Source organism: [Acidovorax] ebreus TPSY, assembly GCF_000022305.1.
In the GTDB taxonomy this organism is placed as follows: domain Bacteria; phylum Pseudomonadota; class Gammaproteobacteria; order Burkholderiales; family Burkholderiaceae_C; genus Diaphorobacter; species Diaphorobacter nitroreducens.
The window spans coordinates 827,923-849,018 of the sequence record NC_011992.1 but is presented as its reverse complement, the minus strand read 5'-3'; the positions used below and the strand labels follow the sequence as shown (position 1 = coordinate 849,018).

Below are 21,096 nucleotides of genomic sequence, written 5' to 3'. Positions count from 1 at the left end.
GCGCGCCACGCCCGGCCGCGCCCTGTAGTAAAAAGCAGAGCACAGCCCGCCGCACGCATTCCACCCGTCCAAGGAGATCCCGCCCATGTTCACCCGCCGCACCGCCCTCGCCTCCGGCGCCCTGGCCACCGCCGCGCTGGCCACGCCGCTGCACGCGCTGGCACAGGGCAAGAAGGACGCCGTGACCCTGGCCCTCGCCCTAGAGCCGCCGGGGCTGGACCCCACGGCCGGCGCGGCGTCCTCGATTGCCGAGGTCACGCTCTACAACATTTACGAGACGCTCACCAAGATCAACCCGGACGGCAGCGTCTCGCCGCTGCTGGCCGAGAGCTGGGAGGTCTCGCCCGACCTCAAGACCTACACCTTCCGCCTGCGCAAGGGCGTCACGTTTCACAACGGCGAGCCGCTCAATGCCGCAGCCGTGAAGTTCTCCTTCGACCGCGCGGGCGGCGACAAGAGCACCAACAAGGACAAGCGCAGCTTTGCCAACCTGAGCACGCAGGCGGTGGACGAGTACACCGTGGTGGTGCTCAACAAGGACATCGACCCCGACCTGCTGTTCGTGCTGGGCCAGGCCACGGCCATCATCGTGGAACCCAAGAGCGCCGCCACCAACGCCACCAAGCCTGTGGGCACGGGGCCCTACAAGCTCGCCGGCTGGAGCCGCGGCGCCTCCATCACGCTGGCCGCATGGCCGGGGTGGCGCCAGCCGTCCAGCATCCGCATCCGCCGCGCCACGTTCCGCTTCATTCCCGATGCGGCGGCGCAGGTGGCCGCGCTGCTGGCGGGCGACGTGGACGCCTTCCCGCGCGTCACGCCGCGCAGCATGGCGCAGTTCAAGAACAACCCGCGCTTTCAGGTGGTGGTGAGCGGCTCGCGCGCCAAGACCATCCTCGCGATCAACAACGCGCGCAAGCCCTTGAACGACGTGCGCGTGCGCCGCGCCATCGCCGCAGCGATCGACCGCAAGGCCATCATCCAGGGCGCGGCCGACGGCCTGGGCGTGCCCATCGGCAGCCACTACGTGCCCGGCGCCTTCGGCTACGTGGACACCACGGGCATCAATCCGCATGACGTGGAGAAGGCCAAGCGCCTGCTGGCCGAGGCCGGCGTGAAGACACCCCTCACCCTCACCATGACGCTGCCGCCGGCGCCCTACGCACGCCAGGGCGGCGAGCTGATTGCCTCACAGCTCGCCAAGGTGGGCATCGTTGCCAAGCTGCAGAACGTAGAGTGGGCCCAATGGCTCAGCGGCACCTACGGCAACAAGAACTACGACCTGACGCTGATCTCGCACGTGGAGCCTTTCGACCTGGGCAATTTCGCCAAGCCGGACTACTACTGGGGCTACCACTCGGAAAAATTCGACCAGCTGTACGAGCAGATCAAGACCGCCACCCGCCCGGCCGACCGCGCCCGCCTTCTGGGCGACGCGCAGCGCCTGCTGGCCGAGGACGCGGTGCACGCCTTCCTGTACCAGCCGCAATGGGTCACCGTGGCCCACAAGCAATTGCGCGGTCTGTGGAAGGACATGCCGGTGTTCGTCAACGACCTGTCGGCATTGCACTGGGCATAAGGAGCTGGCGCGTGGTAGCGCCAGCCCCCTCGGCACGGCCACTTCCGCCCGGGTGGAACAGCCGTTCTCTCCACACCGCCTCCGCGATGACACAAGGATCGCCATGACGCAATTGCACGAGCTGTCCGCCAGCGAACTGCTCGCCGGCTACCGCAGCCGCCAGATCTCTCCGGTGGACGCGTTGCTCGACGTGCTCAGCCATGTCGCGCGGTGGGAGCCCCACCTGCAGGCCACCTACCTGCTGCGCCCCGAGGCTGCGCTGGCCCAGGCCCGCCAGAGCGAGGCCCGCTGGCTGCGCGGCGCCCCCTGCGGCCCGCTGGACGGCGTGCCGGTCACCCTCAAGGACAACATCGCCACGCAGGGCGATCCCACACCGCTGGGCACCGCGGCGCTCCCCCTGGTGCCCGCCGCGGCCGACGCACCGCCTGCGGCCCGTCTGCGCGAGGCGGGCGCCGTACTGCTGGCCAAGACCACCATGCCCGATTACGGCATGCTGTCCTCGGGGCTGTCGAGCTTTCATCCGCTGGCGCGCAACCCCTGGGACCTGTCCAAGGGCCCGGGCGGCTCCAGCGCCGGCGCGGGCGCGGCGGCGGCGGCCGGCTACGGGCCGCTGCACGTGGGCACGGACATCGGCGGCTCGCTGCGCCTGCCGGCCAGTTGGTGCGGCATCTTCACGCTCAAGCCCAGCCTGGGCCGCATTCCCATCGATCCGCCCTACACCGGCCGCGCGGCCGGCCCCATGACGCGCGGCGTGGAGGACGCCGCGCTGATGATGCAGGTGCTGTCGCAGCCCGACGCGCGCGACAGCATGAGCCTGCCAGCACAGCCCATCGACTGGCTGCGGCTCGCGCCCGGCACGCAGCGCCTGCGCGGCCTGCGCCTGGGGCTGCTGCTGGACGCGGGCTGCGGCTTGGCTACCGATCCCGAGGTGCGCGCCGCCGTGCAGGCCGCCGCGCAGCGCCTGGCCGATGCGGGCGCCATCGTCGAGCCCATGGAGCCGTTCCTCACGCGCGCCATGCTGGACGGCATGGACCACTTCTGGCGCATGCGCTCGCACATGGACATGCGCACGCTCACCGTCGAGCAGCGGGGCAAGGTGTTGCCCTACATCCGCGCCTGGGCGGATAGCGCCGCCACGCTCAACGCGGCCCAGGTGTACGAGGCCAGCCAGCAGTTCCACGCCACGCGCGTAGCCACGGTGCGCGCCTGCGCGGGGTACGACTACGTGCTTTCGCCCGTGGCGCCCATCACCGCCTTCGCGGCCGAGCTGCCCTCGCCCACCGACGACCCGCTGCGGCCGCTGGAGCACATTGCCTTCACCGTGCCGTTCAACATGTCGGAGCAGCCGGCCGCGTCGGTCAACTGCGGCTACAACGCCAGCGGCCTGCCCATCGGGCTGCAGATTGCCGGACAGCGCTTTGACGACCTGGGCGTACTGCAACTGGCCCACGCCTTCGAGCAGTTGCGCGGCGCGCAGCGGCCCTGGCCCGCGCCGCCCGCGCCTTGAAGGCACGAGCCAAAATGACCTCCAGCGCTTGATAGACAAGCGCTAGCAGCTATAAAAAGTGGAGTATCAGCGCTCGGCTGTGGCCAGCCGCACGGCCAGGCCCAGGAACACCAGGCCCGCCACGCGGTTGAGCATGCGCTGCGCGCGCGCCGAGCGCTGCAGCAGCGCGCCGAACGCCCCGCTGAAGCATGCGATGGCGCCGAACACCAGGAACGTGGCCAGCATGAACACCACCCCCAGCACCAGGATCTGCCGCGCCATGCCGCCGCGCGCGGGGTCGGCAAACTGCGGCAGGAAGGCCAGGAAGAAGATCAGCACCTTGGGGTTGGTCAGGTTCATCACCACACCGCGCCCCACCATGCGCAGTGCACCACCGGGCACACGGGCGCCCGGCGCCATCGCCGCGCCCGTAGCGGGGCGCCTCCTCGGGCACGCTGGCCGGCGCCCGCAACGCCCCCCAGGCCAGATAGGCCAAATAGGCGGCGCCGCAGAACTTGAGCACCGTGAACGCCACGGCCGACGCGGCAAACACGGCCGCCAGTCCCAGCGCCACGGCCGTGGTGTGCCCCACCAGCCCCAGGCACAGCCCCAGCACCACGCACATGCCCGCGCGCCAGCCGCGCTGGGCCGACTGCAGCAGCACGAACAGGTTGTCGGGCCCCGGCGTGAGCGCCAGCAGCACGGAAACACCAAAGAACGCGACAAGGGTTTCGATCGAAGGCATGGGACGGTCTGAGGGTGGGACAGAGAACCGCCGGAGCGGCGGCGCACCATTCTGCACCGCGCACACGGCGCCCGCGTGCGCAGGCACGACAATCGACGGTTTCGCCCGCTTTTCACGGACTTGTCTGCCATGGACCTTTTATTCGTGGTGGCCCTCGCGGCCACCGGCGCCTACATGCTCAACACCCAGCAGCAGCGCCGGCGCATCGTGCTGCTGGCGCAGCATCTGCAGCCCTACCAGATCGAACGGCTCATGGAGACACTGACCCAGGGCTACCTGCGCGCCATGGGCGAACAGGACCCCGAGCGCCGCCAGCAGGTGCTGAACCTGCTGGCCAGCAGCGAGGCACAGTTGAGCGAACAGTTTGAGCGCTTTGCGGCGGACTTCCGCCGCGTGCCCGCACCGCTGGCGCGCGCGAGCCGCCTGGCGCTGGGCCTGCCGTTTGCCACGCAGTTGCTGCCCGGCGCCACCTTCGACATGCGCGAGGCCATTGACGTGCACGCGCGCGGCATCGCCCGTGTGGCGCGCAACGACGCCGGGCTGTCGCCGCGCGACAAGGCCTTCACCATGACGGCCGAGCTGCTGCTGATGCAGCACACCTGCCACTGGTTCTGCAAGTCCAAGACCGTGGCATCGGCCCGCACGCTGGCGCGCCACCAGACGCCGCACGCCCAGCTGGTGGCTGCGGTTTCGCCGGAAACGCGCGCCGCCTACCTCGCCCTGACCGGCCCAGCGCGCTGAAGCGCGACGGGCGCGGCAACTCGCGCCCCCGTCCTACCCTGCCGGCGCCGGCGCCCGGTTCCAATCAGCCAGCCCATGAATACCCTCCCCACCGACAACGATCCCGTCCAGGCCTGGATGGCGCTGGGCGTGCAAAGCGCCATCCTTGCGCGCACCATGCCCGCCGTGCGGCACGACCTGGCGGGGCCGCTGTCGGCCATGCGCATGGCGGCCACCGTACTCAAGCGCCGGCTCGGCACGGGCGAGTTGCCGCCCGCACAGGCAGTGGAGCGGGTGGAGCAGTTCGAAGGCCACCTGACCCGCCTGGCCGACAGTGCCAAGCGCCTGCGCCATTGGGACCTGCCCGCGCAGGACAGCGCTCAGCCCCTGGCGGCCGTGGCCGCCCAGGCGGTTCAGCTGGCCCGGCCGCTGCTGGCCATGCGCGGCACCGACCTGCAAGCGCCCGGCCCGTTGCCCGAGACGCACGTCGCGGCACACACCACCCTGTGCCTGCTGCTGGGCGCCCTCTATCACCTGGCGGAAACGGGCTCCCCGCCTCCCGCACGCATCACGCTGCAGGCCGTGCAAGGCCGCAGCGGCCTGCGGGTGCAGGCGGACGGACAGGCGGACGCCGGCCTGGCGGCATTCGCGTCCCAGCCAGCCCCGCCACTGGATGCCGCTGCGCTGCTCTGCCTGGCGCGGCATGGCGGCGCACATGTGCAATGCGGCGCAGGCTGGGTGGAGCTGGACGCGGCACCTGCACGACCAGACGTTACGCCGTGACGATCCAGCCCTCCAGCGGGTCCATGTCGGGCGGCAGGCCGTAGCGCAGGTCGCCCTGCTGCCGGCAGCGCCATGCCCATGCGGCCTGCAGCAGGCACAGCACCGCATCCAGGCGGTCGCCGCTGCCGTCGTCCAGCAGTGCCGTGCGCTGCGCGGCATCCACTGTCAGGCGCAGGCCCAGGCGGGTGTCGCCGCACTCCAGGCGGCCCAGCAGCTCCGTGCGCGCCGCGTGCCGGTCGGCCGTCTGGCGCGCACGCGCGTCGCTCTTGTAGCTGCGCCGCCCGATCAGCTCGCGCGCCAGCAGGCCGGGGTAGGCCTCCAGCGCCACGCGCCGCGGGTCCCCGGCATGCAGGCCAGGCAGGTGCACACCCGCCTCCAGCAGCAGCGGCACGCCCGCGTGCAGCATGTAGGCCACGGGTGGGTTCACCCATTTCATCGACGGGCTGGAGCCCGCGGGACGGTCCGTGGCGCGGTGGGCCAGCTTGGCGCCGGCAGGGCGCGCGGCGCAGAACGCGGCAAAGGTTTCACGCACTTGCGCGCGCGTGAGGCCGCGGTAGTGCGCGATGCTGCTCGCCCATTCGAGCGGCCAGCCGAGTCCAGTGAGGAGTTCGCGGGGCAGGCCGAAGGGCAGATCGAAGCCGCCCACCCACGCGCGCGGCGCGGCCAGCCATCGGCCGAAGGCGGCGAGCGTATCCAGCGGCTGCAGGTCTTGCAGCACCACGCTGCCGCCTTGCAGCGCGCCCAGCGCCAGCACGATGGGCTTGCGCCGACTGGGACTGCTGGAAAAATCGCACCCTACCAGCAGCATTGCAGCCAGGGCCTGTTCACACTGTTTTTGCCAGTGTGAAGGGCGTGAAAACCGCGCCAATCTAGGCGCGTGACGACGCCAAGGCCGGGGCCTTGGCTAGGAGGGCAAGGACGCGTGGCGCGGTTCTCACTCCGGTCCCTTCGGGTTGCGATCAAAAAGGGACATTCGCGGCGTGACCAAGCCGCGCTGGGGTCGCACCCCAGCTTCGTTTGGCGCCTTGCGCCTGGCCCCTTTTGATCGCAACGCATCTGGCAAAAATAGTGTGAACAGTCCCTAGCCCAGCGCCAGCGCCACCACGCCGGCGGCAATCAGCAGCGCCCCCGCCAAGCGCGCGGCGCGGTCGCCCTCGTCCAGCAGGTGCCCGCCGATGAGCGCCGCGAACAGCATGGAGACCTCGCGCGCCGGCGCCACGTGGGCCATGGGCGCCTCCTGCATGGCAAACAGCACCAGCACGTAGGCGATCGGGCTCACCACGGCCACCAGCAGCGCAAAGCGCCACTGCCCGGCCCACAGGCGCGCCGTCTCGGCGCGGTTGCGCAGGGCCACGGGGGCGAGCACTGCCACGCGCACGAAGTTGCCCATGTAGTCCACCAGCACGGGCGACAGCAGCATGGCCTTGACGGCGTAGCCATCCACCACGGTATAGCTGGCGATGAAGATGCCGGTCAGCACGCCGTAGCGCAGGCCCGCGCGCACACGCAGGCGCGCCTGGGGGTCGTGCGCCGCGCGCAACAGCCCGGGGCCGCCCGCAATCAGGAAGACGCCGCCCACCACCGCCACGATGCCCAGCACGCCCCAGGCGGACAGCCGCTCGCCCAGCAGCGTGACGGCCACCAGCGCGGTCAGCAGCGGCCCCGTGCCCCGCGCGAGGGGGTAGACCACGGTGAGGTCGGCCTTGCGGTAGCCGCGCAGCAGGATCACGTAGTACAGCACGTGCAGCACGCCGCTCAGGGCCACGATGGCCCACTCGCGCGCGCCCCACAGCGGCACGGCGTCACGCCCGAGCCACCAGCCCAACGGTGCCCACACCAGCATCATGAGCACCGAGGTGAAGAAGGCGAAACGCGCATCGCCGCCGGCCTTCTTGGCGGCGATGTTCCAGCCGGCGTGGATCAGGCCGGCGAGGAGGATGAGTGCGAAGGCGTTGAGCGACATGAAGGGCCCGCCGCCGCAGCGCCTCGCGGCCGGCTGCGGCGTTCAGGAGGTGGTCGGCGGCATCAGTGCGCCACGGCGGCACCGGCATGCGCCAGACGTGCGCCGCCCGGCAAGCGCCTGGACCGGCAGCACCGCCCCGCCATACTGACGGCGCCCCCGTCCCGCACGTCGCGCGGGAGTCGGGGACAGCGGCGCAAGCCGCTCAGGGGGCTGTCCACCCTCAGGCCCGGCCGATGATGCTGGCCGTGGCCATGAGTTCTTCGAGCAGCGCGAACGACACTTTGCCCGAGGCTGCATAGGGGTCGAACTCGGGCCGCTCGGAATACTTGAGCACGATGGAGTGGTTGAGCTTGGTCAGGTTGACCTGGCCCATGGTCCAGCCGCCAAAGCGGCGCTCGGTGATTTCCTCGAAGGCCAGCAATTCCACGTCCTTGTGACGCGGGTCGCGCTGGATGTGGCCGTATAGGTCGCTGACGGCCGAGCGGCCGCCTTCGATGGCCTGCAGGAAGATGCCGCCGCCGTAGCACAGCACGCCCGTGATGCCACTGGCGGGGTTGTGCTGGCGCGACTGGGTGAGGATGGCCTCGATGGCCTCGGGCGAGGTATCGACGGCGCGGCTGACGTAGAGAAGACGGACCAGCATGGGTCAGCTCCTTCGGGGAATGAGGGCCAGGAATTCGCGGCGCAGCGTGGGGTTGGTGAGGAACACCCCGCGCATCACCGAGTTGATCATCTTGCTGTCCATCTCGCGCACACCGCGCCAGGACATACAGAAGTGGCTGGCCTCCATGACGATGGCCAGCCCGTCGGGCTGGGTCTTTTCCATGATGAGGTCGGCCAGCTGCACCACGGCCTCCTCCTGGATCTGGGGACGCCCCATGACCCAGTCCACGAGGCGCGCGTACTTGGACAGACCGATCACGTTGGTGTGCTCGTTGGGCAGCACGCCGATCCAGATCTTGCCGATCACCGGGCAGAAGTGGTGGCTGCAGGCGCTGCGCACGGTGACGGGGCCGACGATCATCAGCTCGTTCAGGTGCTCGGCGTTGGGAAACTCGGTGATCGCCGGCGGCTGCACGTAGCGGCCCTTGAAGACCTCGTTGAGGTACATCTTGGCCACCCGGCGCGCCGTGGCCTGCGTGTTGTGGTCGCCCGCTGTGTCGATCACCATGCTGTCGAGGACGCCCTGCATCTTGGCCTCGACCTCGTCCAGCAGGCGCTCCAGCTCGCCGGGCTGGATGAACTCCGCAATGTTGTCGTTGGCATGGAAGCGCCGGCGCGCCGCGTTCAGCCGTTCGCGAATCTTGACGGAGACGGGCGTACCCTCGTCGGGCGCGGCGCCGCTCAGGGGTGCTGGGGGTTCTGAAGACATGGCGGCATGGTACCAGCGAATGCCGATCCAGGCTTTATAAGCCTTTTATGCCTCTAGCGCTTATGGGGCAAGCGCCAGCAGCTATCCAAACAATAGCAATATTATCCCACCGGCAGGGCGCGGCATTCAGTAGCGGTTGCCCGTCACCCACAGGGCCGCGCGCATGATGCCGAAGGCGATGCGGTCCAGCGCGCGCTCGCGCCAGGGGCGTTCGGCGTAGCGCTGCGGGTCAAGCTGGCGGCCCTCGTGGGCCATGGCGTGGCGCAGCCGCTTGCGCAGGTCCTGGGCAAAGGGGGCGTCGCGCACGATCACATTGGCCTCGCGCGCCAGCAGCAGCGACAGCGGGTCCAGGTTGGACGAGCCCACCGTGGCCCAGGCGCGGCGGCTGTCCGCGTCGATCACCGCCACCTTGGCGTGCAGGAAGCTGGGCGCGTATTCATGAATCTCCACGCCCGCCGCCAGCAGCGTGCCGTACACCGGCCGCGCTGCGTGGTATTGCATGAAGTATTCGTACCGCCCCTGCAGCAGCAGCTGTACGCGCACGCCGCGCCGCGCCGCCAGCACCAGCGCGCGGCGCAGCTTGCCACCGGGCACGAAGTAGGCGTTGGCGATGATGACCTCATGCCGCGCGCGGGCAATGGCGCGCAGGTAGGCGCGCTCGATGCGTGCACGGTTGCGCACGTTGTCGCGCAGCACCAGCTCGGCGCGCATGCCCCGCGCACGGCTCTCGGCGCGCCGCGCCGCCAGGCGTGCGGCGCTGGCGGCGCGCAGGTCGGCCAGGGCCAGCGACAGGCGGCGCTGGCGTACGTCGCGCACCGCGCGCATGCGCCACCACAGTTGCTCCATGGTCTCGCTGGCCTGCTGCACCAGGCTGCCCTCGGCGCGCACGGCAAAGTCAAAGCGCGGCGCGGTGAGCGCGCCGTGGTTGGGGTCGTGGAAGTCGTCCAGCACGTTGATGCCGCCGCAGTACAGCACGCAGCCATCCACCACGCACAGCTTGCGGTGCAGCCGGCGCCAGCGCATCGGCAGCAGCAGGCCCAGCGGGCCGAGCGGCGAATACACCTGCACGTGCACGCCGGCCTGCACCATGCGGGTGCGCCAAGGCTCGGGCAGCCGCCCCGTGCCCACGCCGTCCAGCGCCAGGTGCACGCGCACGCCGCGCCGGGCTGCGCGCATCAGCGCCTCGGCCACGTCGGCGCCCGCGCCAGTGCAGTCAAAGATGTAGGTCTCGAACTGGATATCGGACAGCGCCGCATCCATCTCGGCGATCAGCGCCGGGAACAACTCCTGCGTGCCCTGCAGCAGCTGGATCTGGTGGTCTCGGCCGGTAGCGTGCGCGCGCGTGGGGGCGACCATGGAGTCAGAGCTTGAACTCTGCGATCAGCGGCAAATGGTCCGACATGCGCCACCAGATCCGCCCACGCGGCACCTGCAGCCCCAGCGGGGTGAGGCCCCGCACGTACACATGGTCCAGCTGCACCATGGGCAGGCGGGCGGGGTAGGTGAAGGCCTGGGGCGCATCGTCGTACTCGAAGAGCCCGAAGCCCGCAAGCATGCGCTTGATCTGCAGCCCCCAGTCGTTGAAGTCGCCCGCGACGACCAGCGGGGCATCCTCGGGCACCTCGCGCGCGATGAAGCGCTGCAGCTGCGCCACCTGGCGGATGCGGCTGCCGGGCACCAGGCCCAGGTGCACCACGATGGCATGCACCCGGCGGCCCTGTATCTCCACCTCCACATGCAGCAGGCCGCGCTGCTCGAAGCGATGGTCGGAGATGTCCTCGTGCTGGTGGCCGATCACCGGCCAGCGCGTGAGCAGCGCGTTGCCGTGCTCTCCGTGGCGCGTGAAGGCATTGGTGCGGTAGATGGCTTCGTAACCTTCGGGGGCCAGGTACTCGGCCTGCGGCACATGGGGCCAACGCTCGAAGTAGCTGGCCTCCTTGCGGTTCATCCTGCGCACCTCCTGCAGGCAGACGATGTCTGCATCGAGCTGCTCGACCGCCAGGCCCAGATTGTGGATCTCCAGCCGGCGCGCGGGGCCCAGCCCCTGCACACCCTTGTGGATGTTGTAGGTCGCTACGCGCAGGATGCCGGAATGCTCGGCAGGCAGTTCGATCGGTGTTGCGGTCATCGTCCAACGAATCGTGGCAGCCAGAGTATGGCCTCGGCATTGGAAGGCGAGTAGCAGCGGTCCGCGGCTTCGCGCCAGCCCATCCAAGCATATGCCGTGTGTTCGCGCGGATTCAAGGCCACTGGCGTCTGCGCCGGCACGCACAGGCCGAAGACACGCTCGGTATTCAGGCAGACATCCGGCGCGTAGCGGTGCCGCCATTGCGGGTAGATGCTGTAGATGTTCTCCATGCCCCAGTCGCGCAGCGCGCAGCCCGCAGCGGCGGCCTGGATGCCGGTTTCCTCCGCCACCTCGCGCGCGGCGGTGACGGCCCAGTCCTCGCCCGCAAAATCCTTGCTGCCGGTGACCGATTGCCAGAAATCTTCGGCCGAGTCGGCACGGCGCAGCAGCAGCACGTCCAGCGCAGGCGTGTGCACCACCACCAGCACGGATTCGGGAATTTTGTACATGGCGCCGTCCCTGTGCATGCGCGCTGCGCTAGCGGCTCGGCACCGGCGGCGGCAGGGGCTTGGCTTGCAGCGCCCGCACCTGCTCCACCAGGGCGTTGTGCGTATCCAGGAAGGCGGCGGCAACCACCTTGGCTTCGTTGGTGTTGCTCCAACCTGCTCCGGATGCGCCCCCCAGTCGCCCGATCATGATGCCGCCGATGCCCAGATCGGTGGTGCGGGCCGCGCCCGTGGCGGCAGCCACCTGTTCGGTGGTTTCGTTGTCCGACAGCAGTAGCGCCGTCTGCGCCTCCTTGAACTTCACCTGCTCGGCCAGGCCGATCAGGCCGGCCAGATCGCGCAGCACCGGAATCATGCCCATGATGCCCGCCAGGCCGCGCCCGGCATCGCTTTCGCTGAAGGTCAGGCTGGGAGTGAGCGTGTACTGCGCCTCATAGCCGCGCCCCTTGACCACGGTCGAGTTGGGGCGCAGCACGCCGGATTCACGCAATTCGCTCTCCTGTACCGTACCACGCAGCCCCGCGCCACGATCCATCACGCGAAAGCAGCCGCTTTGTTGCACCATGAGCTTGATCAGGGGCACGGGCGAGGTGGGAAGGTTGTAACCACCCGTGGCATAGCCGTGGGGACTCTCGGCCAGCGCCACGGTGGCCACGGGGCTGTCGCAGCGCAGCAGCTCGCGCGCGGCGTTGCGCGGGCCCTGGGGCCCGGCCGAGCCAGTGACCACCGAACCGCCTTCGCCCAGCTCGGTTTTCTTCTCGCCGCAAGCCGATACCCCCAGCGCCACGCACAGCAGCAAACCGGTATGGGACAGCCGTCGGAACAGCATGCGCATGGTCTCCCTCCAAGAGCTTGTGGACACGTTATGGCAAACAAAAACGGCAGGCACGTGAACGCGCCTGCCGCTTAGGTGTCGGAGCCCGCGCGCCCCTCAGTGGGCTGCAGGCAGCGGGTTGCGCAGGCGGATGTGCAGTTCGCGCAGCTGCTTTTCGTCCACAGGCGAAGGGGCCTGGGTCAGCAGATCCTGGGCGCGCTGGGTCTTGGGGAAGGCGATCACGTCGCGGATGGACTCGGCTCCCGTCATCAGCGTGATCAGGCGGTCCAGGCCGAAGGCCAGGCCGCCGTGTGGAGGCGCGCCGTACTGCAACGCGTCCAGCAGGTAGCCGAACTTCGCGCGCTGGTCTTCCGGGCCGATATTGAGCGCCGCAAACACCTTGGCCTGCACATCAGCGCGGTGGATACGCACCGAGCCGCCGCCCAGTTCCCAGCCGTTCAGCACCATGTCGTAGGCCTTGGCAATGCACTTGCCGGGATCGGTGTCCATGAGGTTCTCATGGCCGTCCTTCGGCGACGTGAAGGGGTGGTGCACGGCCACCCAGCGGTCTTCTTCCTCGTCATGCTCGAACATGGGAAAGTCCACCACCCACAGCGGCGCCCAGCGGTTCTCGAACAGACCATTCTTCTTGCCGAATTCGCTGTGGCCGACCTTCAGGCGCAGTGCGCCGATGGCGTCGTTGACGATCTTTTCCTTGTCGGCGCCAAAGAACAGCAGGTCGCCGTCCTGTGCGCCCGTGCGCTGGAGCACTTCGGCCAGTGCGGCGTCATGGATGTTCTTGACGATGGGCGACTGCAGGCCGTCACGGCCCTTGGCCTTGTCGTTGACCTTGATGTAAGCCAGACCCTTGGCGCCGTAGATCTTCACGAACTCGGTATAGCCGTCGATCTCGCCGCGCGACAGGCCGCCCTCTTCACGGGCGCCACCGGGCACGCGCAGGGCCACCACACGGCCGCCCTTCATGTTGGCGGCGCCGGAGAAGACCTTGAAGTCCACGTCCTTCATGACATCGGTCAGCTCGGTGAATTCGAGCTTCACGCGCAGGTCAGGCTTGTCGGAGCCGAAGCGGTGCGCTGCTTCCTGGTAGGTCATGGTGGGGAATTCACCCAGGTCCACGCCCAGTTGCTGCTGGAACACTTCCTTGATCATGCGCTGGAAGATGGCGCGGATCTCTTCCTCGTTCAGGAACGAGGTCTCGCAGTCGATCTGCGTGAACTCGGGCTGGCGGTCGGCGCGCAGATCCTCGTCGCGGAAGCACTTGGTGATCTGGTAGTAGCGGTCGTAGCCGGCCACCATCAGCATCTGCTTGTAGAGCTGGGGCGACTGCGGCAGCGCGAAGAACTGGCCGTCGTGCACGCGGCTGGGCACGAGGTAGTCGCGCGCCCCCTCGGGCGTGCTCTTGCCCAGCATGGGCGTTTCGATGTCGATGAAGCCTTCCTTGTCCAGGAAGTTGCGCACCTGGATGGCCGTCTTGTAGCGCAGCATCATGTTGCGCTGCATGTACGGGCGGCGCAGGTCCATCACGCGGTGCGTGAGGCGCGTGGTTTCCGACAGGTTGTCGTCGTCCATCTGGAAGGGCGGCGTCACGGACGGGTTCAGGACGTTGAGCTCCTGGCACAGCACCTCGATCTTGCCGCTCTTGAGGCTGTCGTTGGTCGTGCCTTCGGGGCGCGCGCGCACCAAACCCTTGACCTGCACGCAGAACTCGTTACGGACGTCCTCGGCCACCTTGAACATCTCGGGACGGTCAGGGTCGCAAACCACCTGCACATAGCCTTCGCGGTCGCGCAGGTCGATGAAGATCACGCCGCCATGGTCGCGGCGACGGTTCACCCAGCCCGACAGGGTGACGGTTTGGCCCAGGAGGGCTTCGGTCACAAGACCGCAGTAGTGGGAGCGCATGGCCATGGATCAGTCTTCCTGCGTCCTCGTGGGACGCGACGATGGTTGTTCTTTCCACCCACTCGGCGCACAGGCACGGGCGGGCGACGACGGTTTTCTTATGGAGCGGGTTCCGTGGCAACGGGGTCGGGTGGCGACACCACCCCCATCGACACAATGTACTTGAGGGCCGCATCGATGCTCATGTCCAGCTCGATGCAGTCGCTCCTGCGCATGAGCACGAAGTACCCGCCCGTGGGATTGGGCGTGGTGGGCACGTAGACGCTCACATACTCGTCACGCAGGTAAGCCGCCACCTCGCCGCTGGGCGCGCCGGTGATGAAGGCCACCGTCCACACCCCCTCGCGCGGCCACTGCACCAGCACGGCGGTGCGAAAGGCGTTGCCGCTTTCAGAGAACAGCGTGTCGGAAACCTGCTTGACACTGGAGTAGATCGAACGCACCACGGGAATGCGGCTGACCAGGCGGTCGCCCCACTCCACCAGCTTGCGCCCCGCGAAGTTGCTCGCCAAGGCCCCCACCACCAGCAGGATGCTGAGCGTGAGCAGCACCCCGAAGCCCGGGATGTGAAAGCCCAGCAGTTTGTCTGGCTGCCAGGAGCCCGGCAGGATGGCGAGGGTCTGATCCAGGGTACTCACGATCCAGCTCAACACCCATGCGGTGATGACGCCGGGCACGATGACCAGCAGACCCGTGAACAGCCACTTGCGCAAGGCAGCCATGCGAGTTATCCGAGGTTAGGAGTCAGAAGTGGCCGTAGCGCTTGCTGGAGCAGCGCTGGCAGCTTCTGTTTTAGGAGCATCCGATGCCGCAGCAGGCGCACTGGCACGGCCGCTGAAATCGGTGGCATACCAACCCGTGCCCTTGAGTTGAAAGCCCGCGGCCGTCAGCTGCTTGGAAAAAGCCGGCGCACCACAGGACGGGCAGACGGTGAGCGGCGCGTCGGAGATTTTTTGCAGCACGTCCTTGGCATGGCCGCAGGAACCGCATCGATAGGCGTAAATAGGCATTACGAAGAAGTGCGAAGAATGTGCAAAACCTTCAATTATAGGCATGCACCCCAGGCCGCACCGCGCGCCCGTGCGTCACTCCACCCCCACCACCCGGTGGTGCGGCGCATGGGAATTGCGCACCACCTGCGGCGCAAGCGAACCGGCCACCATGCCGACCATGGCGGCCAGCAAGCCGGCGAGTTGCTGGGGGAACGCCTCATGCAGCGCGGGGGTGACCATGAACACCAGCCACACGCCAATGCCCAGCGCCACCGCGCACAGCGCGCCTTGCGTGTTGGCACGCTTCCAGTACAGGCCGAATACCAGCGGCACAAACGCCCCCACCAGCGGCACTTGGTAGGCGCTGGACACCAGCTCGTAAATGGGCGTGCCTTCCATCTTGATGGAATAGGCCAGCACACCCACCGCGAACACCAGCACACTGATGCGCATGGCCAGCAGGTTCTCGCGGTCGCTGATCTTCTCAGGGCGGAACTGCCGCCAGATGTTCTCGGTGAAGGTGACGCTGGGCGCCAGCAGTGTGGCCGAGGCGCAGGACTTGATGGCCGACAGTAGCGCACCGAAGAACAGCACCTGCATGACGAGCGGCATCTTGTCCATCACCAGAGTGGGCAGCACCTTCTGCGGGTCATCCTTGAGCAGTTCAGCCGTCTCCTGCGGCATGATCAGCAGCGCGCTTGCCACGAGGAACATGGGCACGAAGGCGAAGAAGATGTAGGCCGTACCGCCGATCACCGTGCCATGCGTGGCGGCGCGTTCGGTATTGGCCGACATGACGCGCTGGAACACATCCTGCTGCGGGATGGAGCCCAGCATCATGGTGATGGCGGCACCGAAGAAGAAGATGATTTCGTGCCAGGTGGGTTCGGGCCAGAACTGAAACAGGTCGCGGCTGGTGGCCAGCTCGATCACCTTGCCCGCGCCCCCCGCCATGTCGCTGGCGAACCAGGCCAGCACCACCAGGCCGACCACCAGAATGATCATCTGGATGAAATCGGTCACCGCCACCGACCACATGCCACCCCACAGCGTGTAGACCAGGATGGACAGCACGCCGATGGCCATGCCCATGGGGATGCTCACCGCACCGCCGGACAGCAGATTGAACACCAGCCCCAGCGCCGTGACCTGCGCCGACACCCAGCCCAGGTAGCTGAGCATGATGATGAGCGAGCAGATCACCTCCACTGCGCGGCCGTAGCGCTCGCGGTAGTAGTCGCTGATGGTCAGCAGCGTCATGCGGTAGAGCTTGGCCGCGAAGAACAATCCCACCAGAATCAAGCACATGCCGGCGCCAAACGGGTCTTCCACCACGGCCTTGAGCCCCCCTTCAATGAACTTGGCGGGCACGCCCAGCACGATCTCGGAGCCGAACCACGTGGCGAATGTGGTGGTGATGATCATGTACATGGGCAGGTGGCGTCCGGCAATCGCGAAATCAGCCGTGTTCTTCACCCGTTGGGCAGCCCACAAGCCAATGCCGATGGTGACAAACAGGTAGGCAATCACCATGAAGAGCAACACGCTGGTACTCCTGAGGAATGAGAGAGGGAAGGAAGTTAGAAGATGCGCACGCGCACGAAGAGCTGCATGACCAGCAGCCCCAGCACGAAGCCCAGGCCGCCATAGATGATGCTTTGCAGCAGCCGGTTGGTGCGCTTCTGGGTGGCCAGCAGTTCCTGCAGATCGCCCCGGTTGTCATGGGGCCGCTGGCGCAGGAAGTCGTGGAGCAGGCGTGGCAGGTCGGGCAGGATCTTGGCGTAGTGCGGCGCCTCGGCACGCAGCTCGCGCCACAGGCGTTGGGGACCCAGCTGATCGAGCATCCACTTCTCCAGGAAGGGCTTGGCCGTGCTCCACAGGTCCAGGTCGGGGTCCAACTGCCGGCCCAGCCCTTCGATGTTGAGCAAGGTTTTTTGCAGCAGCACCAGCTGCGGCTGGATCTCCACCTGGAAGCGCCGCGAGGTCTGGAACAGCCGCAGCAGCACCATGCCCAAAGAGATTTCCTTGAGCGGCCGGTCGAAATACGGCTCGCACACGGTGCGGATAGCGGCTTCCAGTTCGTTCACGCGGGTATGGGCGGGAACCCAGCCGCTTTCGATGTGCAGTTCGGCCACGCGCTTGTAGTCGCGCCTGAAAAAAGCCGTGAAGTTCTGCGCAAGGTATTCCTTGTCGAACTCGGTCAGCGTCCCGACGATGCCAAAGTCCAGCGAGATGTAGCGGCCGAAGGTCTCGGGCGCCAGGCTCACCTGGATGTTGCCGGGATGCATGTCGGCATGAAAGAACCCGTCGCGGAACACCTGGGTGAAGAAGATGGTCACGCCGTCGCGGGCCAGCTTGGGAATGTCCACGCCCGCGCTGCGCAGGCGCTCCACCTGGTTGATGGGCACGCCCTTCATGCGCTCCATCACCAACACTTCGGCATGGCAGAAATCCCAGAACACCTCCGGGATGAGCACCAAGTCCAGCCCCTGCATGTTGCGGCGCAGCTGCGCCGCGTTGGCCGCCTCGCGCACCAGGTCGAGTTCGTCGTGCAGGTAGTTGTCGAACTCGGCCACGACCTCGCGGGGCTTGAGGCGCTTGCCGTCGGCGGACAGGCTTTCCACCCACCCGGCCATCATGCGCATGAGCGCCAAATCCTTGTCGATCACCGGCAGCATGCCGGGGCGCAGCACCTTCACGGCGACTTCACGCGCGTGCCCTTGGCGGTCACGGATCACCGCGAAGTGCACCTGTGCGATGGACGCGCTGGCCACGGGCTGTCGGTCGAACGAGACGAACACCTCGCCGATCGGGCGGCGAAATGCGCGCTCGATGGTGGCGATCGCCACATCGGGGTCGAACGGCGGCACGCGATCCTGCAGCAGCGCCAGCTCGTCCGCAATGTCCGGCGGCATGAGGTCGCGGCGCGTGGACAGGACCTGCCCGAACTTCACGAAAATCGGACCCAGGCTCTCCAAGGCCTCGCGCAGCCGCTGGCCGCGCGGCGCGTCCAGCTTGCGACCGAAGGTGATGACCCGCGTGACGGCGCGCAGCCACGGCTGCCGGAAGGTCGACAGCACCAGTTCGTCGAGTCCATAGCGCAGCACCACCCAGACGATGGTGATGCCGCGGGCAAAGCGGCTCATGGCGGGGAGCGGTCCGGCAACTCGCCCGCTGCGGGCGCGGGCGCCTGGCCGCCGGGCACGCGTGCGCCCACGAAGCTGCGCAACGCCTGCACGGCGCGTCCCACGACGGATGCCACGGCGCGGGCCGGGGCATCGCCGATCACGCGCGCCATGTCTTCCTCGACATCCCAGCGCACATGGTCCACCAGCCAATTGATCTCGGCCGCGAACTGCACGTCGCCTTCGATGCGGATGGTGGGCTTGTCGCCGCGCAGCGCACTGCCGGCCAGCGACAGCGGAGAGGTCTCGGACACTTCCAGCCGGAGGTCGGCCACGGCCTCTGCAGGCGCGAGATCGAACAGCCCGGCGGGCGTTACCTGCAGCGCCATCGAGAAGATGCGCCACTGCACGCGCGCAACGCGGCCGCGCTGGCGTGCCAGACGGTCCATGGCTTCCCGCTCCTGCATCAGCACATGGTTGAGGAACAGCACCGTGCGGTGCTGCACCTCATGCACCAGCCACGCGGGCGGCAGGGGGCCAGACATGACGCGTTCGAAGAGCCCGTCCAGGAAAGAAAAAGGGGACCGTGTTGCCATAGTCCCCGATTATTCCCCGAACTGGGCGCAGCGCAGCAGGCTTTTTCGCCGTGCGCCGCCCGGTTCCAGCGGCGCCATGCTTACTGCAGCGCCTGCACGCCCGCGACCAGCCAGCCGCTGGCGCCGTTCTTGGGCTTGGTCATGTTCCATACCTCGCGGAACGGGCTCGGGCCGGCGGAAGGCTCCTCGCGGATCATGCCGGAGAACTCCACGCTGGCCATGTAGCCGTCGCCCAGGTCCTCGATGCCCAGCAGTTGCGCCTCAAGCATGATCACATCGGTCTGGTTGGGCTGCTGGTCGCCGCGGTGCGATTCGCGCTCGTTGAGCTGCGTGCGAATCTCGTCAACCATGCTGTCGGTCATCATGGAGCGCAGCGTGGCGACGTCGGAGCGGTCCCAGGCGGCCTGCAGCGTGGTGAAGTTGCGCTTGGCGGCCGACAGGAAGCCTTCGGTGTCGAAGCCGGCCGGCACGCCCCAGTTCTGCGAACCCGACAACGCCGAGCCGATGATCCCGCCGGTAGCGGCAGCGGCCGGCGCCTGGAAGGCCATGCCGCCGCGCTCCCACGGGCGGGCGGACGCGTCGTTACCCACCTTGTCCGGGCTGTACTGGCGCGGCATGCGCGCATCTGCGGCGGGCGCGGAACCCGCGCCCTGGAAGGCGAAGGGCGATGCGTTCACCGGTGCGCCCGCGGATTTGCGCGCACGCATGACCATGCCGACCACCACCATGACCACCAGCGCCAGCAGGGCGATCAGCAGGAACTGGCCGAACTCTGCGCCCAGGCCCAGCGAGCTGGCCAGCCAGGCCAGGCCCAGGCCCGCGGCCAGGCCGCCCAGCATGGCGCCCCAGGGCTTCCTGGGGGCGGCTGCGGCGGTATTGGGCGCCGCGGCGGGCTTGGCCGCAGCGGTACTCGTCGTCGCATTCTGCGTAGGTGCGGCAGGAGCGGCGGGGGGCGTCGCAGCGTCGCGCTGGGTCACGTTGCTGGACTGCTTGCCGATGGATTTGCCGCCCCCGAGACGGCGCGCATCCGCATCCAGATGCACGACCGCCAACATGGCGACCAAGACCACTGACCACAGTTTCATCATGGCTTCTCCGAAATATCGATAGTTTTCAATGAACTCTTTCAGCACTTGATTCCAACATGCAAGGCGACGATGCCGCCAGTCATGTTGTGATAGTCCACATGCCCAAAGCCACTTTGCTGCATGAGGGATTTGAGCTCTTCCTGGCCCGGGTGCATGCGGATGGACTCGGCCAGGTAGCGGTAGCTCGAATCGTCGCCCGCCACCAGCTTGCCCAGCCGCGGCAACACCTGGAACGAATACCAGTCATAGGCCTTTTCCAGCGGCTTGGCCACGCGGGAAAACTCCAGCACCAGCAGCCGGCCGCGCGGCTTGAGCACGCGGCACATCTCGCGCAGCGCAGCGTCCTTGTGCGTCATGTTGCGCAGGCCGAAGGCCACGCTCACCAGGTCGAAGTGGTTGTCAGGAAACGGCAGGTGCTCGGCATCGCACACCGTCGTGGGCAGCACCACGCCTTCGTTGATCAGCCGGTCGCGTCCCACGCGCAGCATGGCCTCATTGATGTCGGTATGCACGACGCGGCCCGTGGCGCCCACTTTCTTGGAAAAGGCCAGCGACAGGTCGCCCGTGCCGCCAGCGATGTCCAGCACCTGGTCGCCCTCGCGCAGGTTGGCCACCATGACGGTGTAGGCCTTCCAGGCACGGTGCAGCCCCGCCGACATCAGGTCGTTCATCAGGTCGTACTTGGGCGCGACAGAATCGAACACGCCGCGCACGTGGCGCGCCTTGTCCTCTTCCTGAACCGACTGGAATCCGAAATGCGTGGTACTCATACCACGATGCTAAGCGCCCACTGACCATGCGTACAGCGGCAACCCCGCATGCGCCTAGGTCATCTGTCGCTATTTAGGCTAAAGCGTGGCGCGGCGCGGCCACGCGGGCGGGCCGTGCTGCGCTTCAATGCCCGCCGCAGCCGTGGCCGCCGGCCTTGGGCGCCATGGGTGCATCACGGTCCACGCCGGCGGCGGCCAGCCGCTCGGCATAGTCTGCCCACAGCGCCTGCTCGTCGCGGCCCAGCTCGTACAGGTAGTCCCACGAGAAGATGCCGCTGTCGTGCCCGTCGGAGAAGGTAGGCTGCACGGCGTAGTTGCCTACCGGCTCCAGCCGCGTCAACGTGACGTCGCGTTTGCCGGTCTGCAGCACCTGCTGGCCCGGCCCATGGCCCTGCACTTCGGCCGAGGGGGAATACACGCGCATCAGCTCGAACGGGATGCGAAAGTGTGCGCCGTCGGAAAACGTCACCTCCAGCACGCGCGACTGCTCGTGCACCGTGATGGATTGGGGCATGGGCGCGCCCGCCGTCAGACCTGCCATGGCTTTCACCTGCGCAATGAAAAGGAAT

At 67.9% G+C, this 21,096-nt stretch carries 21 protein-coding genes and 1 pseudogene; 4 read left to right on the top strand and 18 right to left on the bottom strand.

Annotated elements, in window-relative coordinates; genetic code table 11:
- Positions 1 to 85 precede the first annotated feature (85 nt).
- Positions 86 to 1,576, top strand: a complete 1,491-nt coding sequence (locus DTPSY_RS04045) for an ABC transporter substrate-binding protein (RefSeq protein ID WP_011804331.1) — start codon at positions 86 to 88, stop codon at positions 1,574 to 1,576.
- A gap of 103 nt (positions 1,577 to 1,679) precedes the next feature.
- Complete coding sequence (locus DTPSY_RS04040) at positions 1,680 to 3,083, top strand: amidase (RefSeq protein ID WP_012655789.1); 1,404 nt, start codon at positions 1,680 to 1,682, stop codon at positions 3,081 to 3,083.
- A 66-nt stretch (positions 3,084 to 3,149) separates the two neighbouring features.
- Here DTPSY_RS04040 and DTPSY_RS04035 read toward each other — a convergent pair.
- Positions 3,150 to 3,807, bottom strand: a pseudogene (locus tag DTPSY_RS04035) (LysE family translocator).
- Positions 3,808 to 3,936: 129 nt separating this feature from the next.
- Between DTPSY_RS04035 and DTPSY_RS04030 the strand changes: the two are divergent.
- Complete coding sequence (locus DTPSY_RS04030; RefSeq protein WP_012655788.1) at positions 3,937 to 4,548, top strand: hypothetical protein; 612 nt, start codon at positions 3,937 to 3,939, stop codon at positions 4,546 to 4,548.
- 75 nt (positions 4,549 to 4,623) lie between these two features.
- Positions 4,624 to 5,310 (top strand): hypothetical protein, encoded by a 687-nt coding sequence (locus tag DTPSY_RS04025; RefSeq protein ID WP_012655787.1) that lies wholly within the window; start codon positions 4,624 to 4,626, stop codon positions 5,308 to 5,310.
- Here DTPSY_RS04025 and DTPSY_RS04020 read toward each other — a convergent pair.
- The 17 genes from DTPSY_RS04020 to DTPSY_RS03935 form a co-directional block, all read right to left on the bottom strand.
- Positions 5,300 to 6,118: a DUF429 domain-containing protein gene (locus DTPSY_RS04020; protein ID WP_012655786.1), complete on the bottom strand. Its 819-nt coding sequence runs from the start codon at positions 6,116 to 6,118 to the stop codon at positions 5,300 to 5,302. The genes DTPSY_RS04025 and DTPSY_RS04020 overlap by 11 nt on opposite strands.
- Before the next feature lie 273 nt (positions 6,119 to 6,391).
- Positions 6,392 to 7,273 (bottom strand): EamA family transporter, encoded by an 882-nt coding sequence (locus DTPSY_RS04015; protein WP_012655785.1) that lies wholly within the window; start codon positions 7,271 to 7,273, stop codon positions 6,392 to 6,394.
- A 220-nt stretch (positions 7,274 to 7,493) separates the two neighbouring features.
- On the bottom strand, positions 7,494 to 7,916 hold the full coding sequence (locus tag DTPSY_RS04005) for a BLUF domain-containing protein (protein WP_012655784.1): 423 nt from the start codon (positions 7,914 to 7,916) through the stop codon (positions 7,494 to 7,496).
- A gap of 3 nt (positions 7,917 to 7,919) precedes the next feature.
- Positions 7,920 to 8,645, bottom strand: a complete 726-nt coding sequence (gene folE, locus DTPSY_RS04000) for a GTP cyclohydrolase I (protein WP_011804323.1) — start codon at positions 8,643 to 8,645, stop codon at positions 7,920 to 7,922.
- A 126-nt stretch (positions 8,646 to 8,771) separates the two neighbouring features.
- Complete coding sequence (gene clsB / locus DTPSY_RS03995) at positions 8,772 to 10,001, bottom strand: cardiolipin synthase ClsB (protein ID WP_012655783.1); 1,230 nt, start codon at positions 9,999 to 10,001, stop codon at positions 8,772 to 8,774.
- A 4-nt stretch (positions 10,002 to 10,005) separates the two neighbouring features.
- The gene (locus DTPSY_RS03990; RefSeq protein WP_011804321.1) at positions 10,006 to 10,773 is read right to left on the bottom strand and encodes an endonuclease/exonuclease/phosphatase family protein; all 768 of its coding nucleotides are present in this window, start codon (positions 10,771 to 10,773) and stop codon (positions 10,006 to 10,008) included.
- Entirely contained in the window at positions 10,770 to 11,222 is a 453-nt protein-coding gene (gene nudB, locus DTPSY_RS03985) for a dihydroneopterin triphosphate diphosphatase (protein WP_238526567.1), read from the bottom strand. Before nudB ends, DTPSY_RS03990 begins: the two co-directional genes overlap by 4 nt.
- Positions 11,223 to 11,250: 28 nt before the next feature.
- Positions 11,251 to 12,054: a hypothetical protein gene (locus DTPSY_RS03980; protein WP_012655781.1), complete on the bottom strand. Its 804-nt coding sequence runs from the start codon at positions 12,052 to 12,054 to the stop codon at positions 11,251 to 11,253.
- 96 nt (positions 12,055 to 12,150) lie between these two features.
- Positions 12,151 to 13,962: an aspartate--tRNA ligase gene (gene aspS, locus DTPSY_RS03975; RefSeq protein WP_011804318.1), complete on the bottom strand. Its 1,812-nt coding sequence runs from the start codon at positions 13,960 to 13,962 to the stop codon at positions 12,151 to 12,153.
- A gap of 92 nt (positions 13,963 to 14,054) precedes the next feature.
- Positions 14,055 to 14,678 carry a DUF502 domain-containing protein gene (locus DTPSY_RS03970; protein ID WP_011804317.1) on the bottom strand — a complete coding sequence of 208 codons (624 nt, stop codon included), beginning with the start codon at positions 14,676 to 14,678 and terminating at the stop codon, positions 14,055 to 14,057.
- Positions 14,679 to 14,693: 15 nt separating this feature from the next.
- Positions 14,694 to 14,966, bottom strand: a complete 273-nt coding sequence (locus DTPSY_RS17855; protein ID WP_012655780.1) for an FmdB family zinc ribbon protein — start codon at positions 14,964 to 14,966, stop codon at positions 14,694 to 14,696.
- Positions 14,967 to 15,041: 75 nt separating this feature from the next.
- Positions 15,042 to 16,493, bottom strand: a complete 1,452-nt coding sequence (locus DTPSY_RS03960; RefSeq protein WP_012655779.1) for a high affinity choline transporter 1 — start codon at positions 16,491 to 16,493, stop codon at positions 15,042 to 15,044.
- A 35-nt stretch (positions 16,494 to 16,528) separates the two neighbouring features.
- The gene (gene ubiB, locus DTPSY_RS03955) at positions 16,529 to 18,094 is read right to left on the bottom strand and encodes a ubiquinone biosynthesis regulatory protein kinase UbiB (protein ID WP_012655778.1); all 1,566 of its coding nucleotides are present in this window, start codon (positions 18,092 to 18,094) and stop codon (positions 16,529 to 16,531) included.
- Complete coding sequence (locus DTPSY_RS03950; RefSeq protein WP_012655777.1) at positions 18,091 to 18,669, bottom strand: hypothetical protein; 579 nt, start codon at positions 18,667 to 18,669, stop codon at positions 18,091 to 18,093. Before DTPSY_RS03950 ends, ubiB begins: the two co-directional genes overlap by 4 nt.
- 80 nt (positions 18,670 to 18,749) lie before the next feature.
- On the bottom strand, positions 18,750 to 19,757 hold the full coding sequence (locus DTPSY_RS03945; protein WP_012655776.1) for a Tim44 domain-containing protein: 1,008 nt from the start codon (positions 19,755 to 19,757) through the stop codon (positions 18,750 to 18,752).
- 38 nt (positions 19,758 to 19,795) lie between these two features.
- Positions 19,796 to 20,527, bottom strand: a complete 732-nt coding sequence (gene ubiE, locus DTPSY_RS03940) for a bifunctional demethylmenaquinone methyltransferase/2-methoxy-6-polyprenyl-1,4-benzoquinol methylase UbiE (RefSeq protein ID WP_012655775.1) — start codon at positions 20,525 to 20,527, stop codon at positions 19,796 to 19,798.
- A gap of 124 nt (positions 20,528 to 20,651) precedes the next feature.
- Positions 20,652 to 21,068 carry a gamma-butyrobetaine hydroxylase family protein gene (locus DTPSY_RS03935; RefSeq protein ID WP_012655774.1) on the bottom strand — a complete coding sequence of 139 codons (417 nt, stop codon included), beginning with the start codon at positions 21,066 to 21,068 and terminating at the stop codon, positions 20,652 to 20,654.
- Between the last annotated feature and the right edge of the window lie 28 nt (positions 21,069 to 21,096).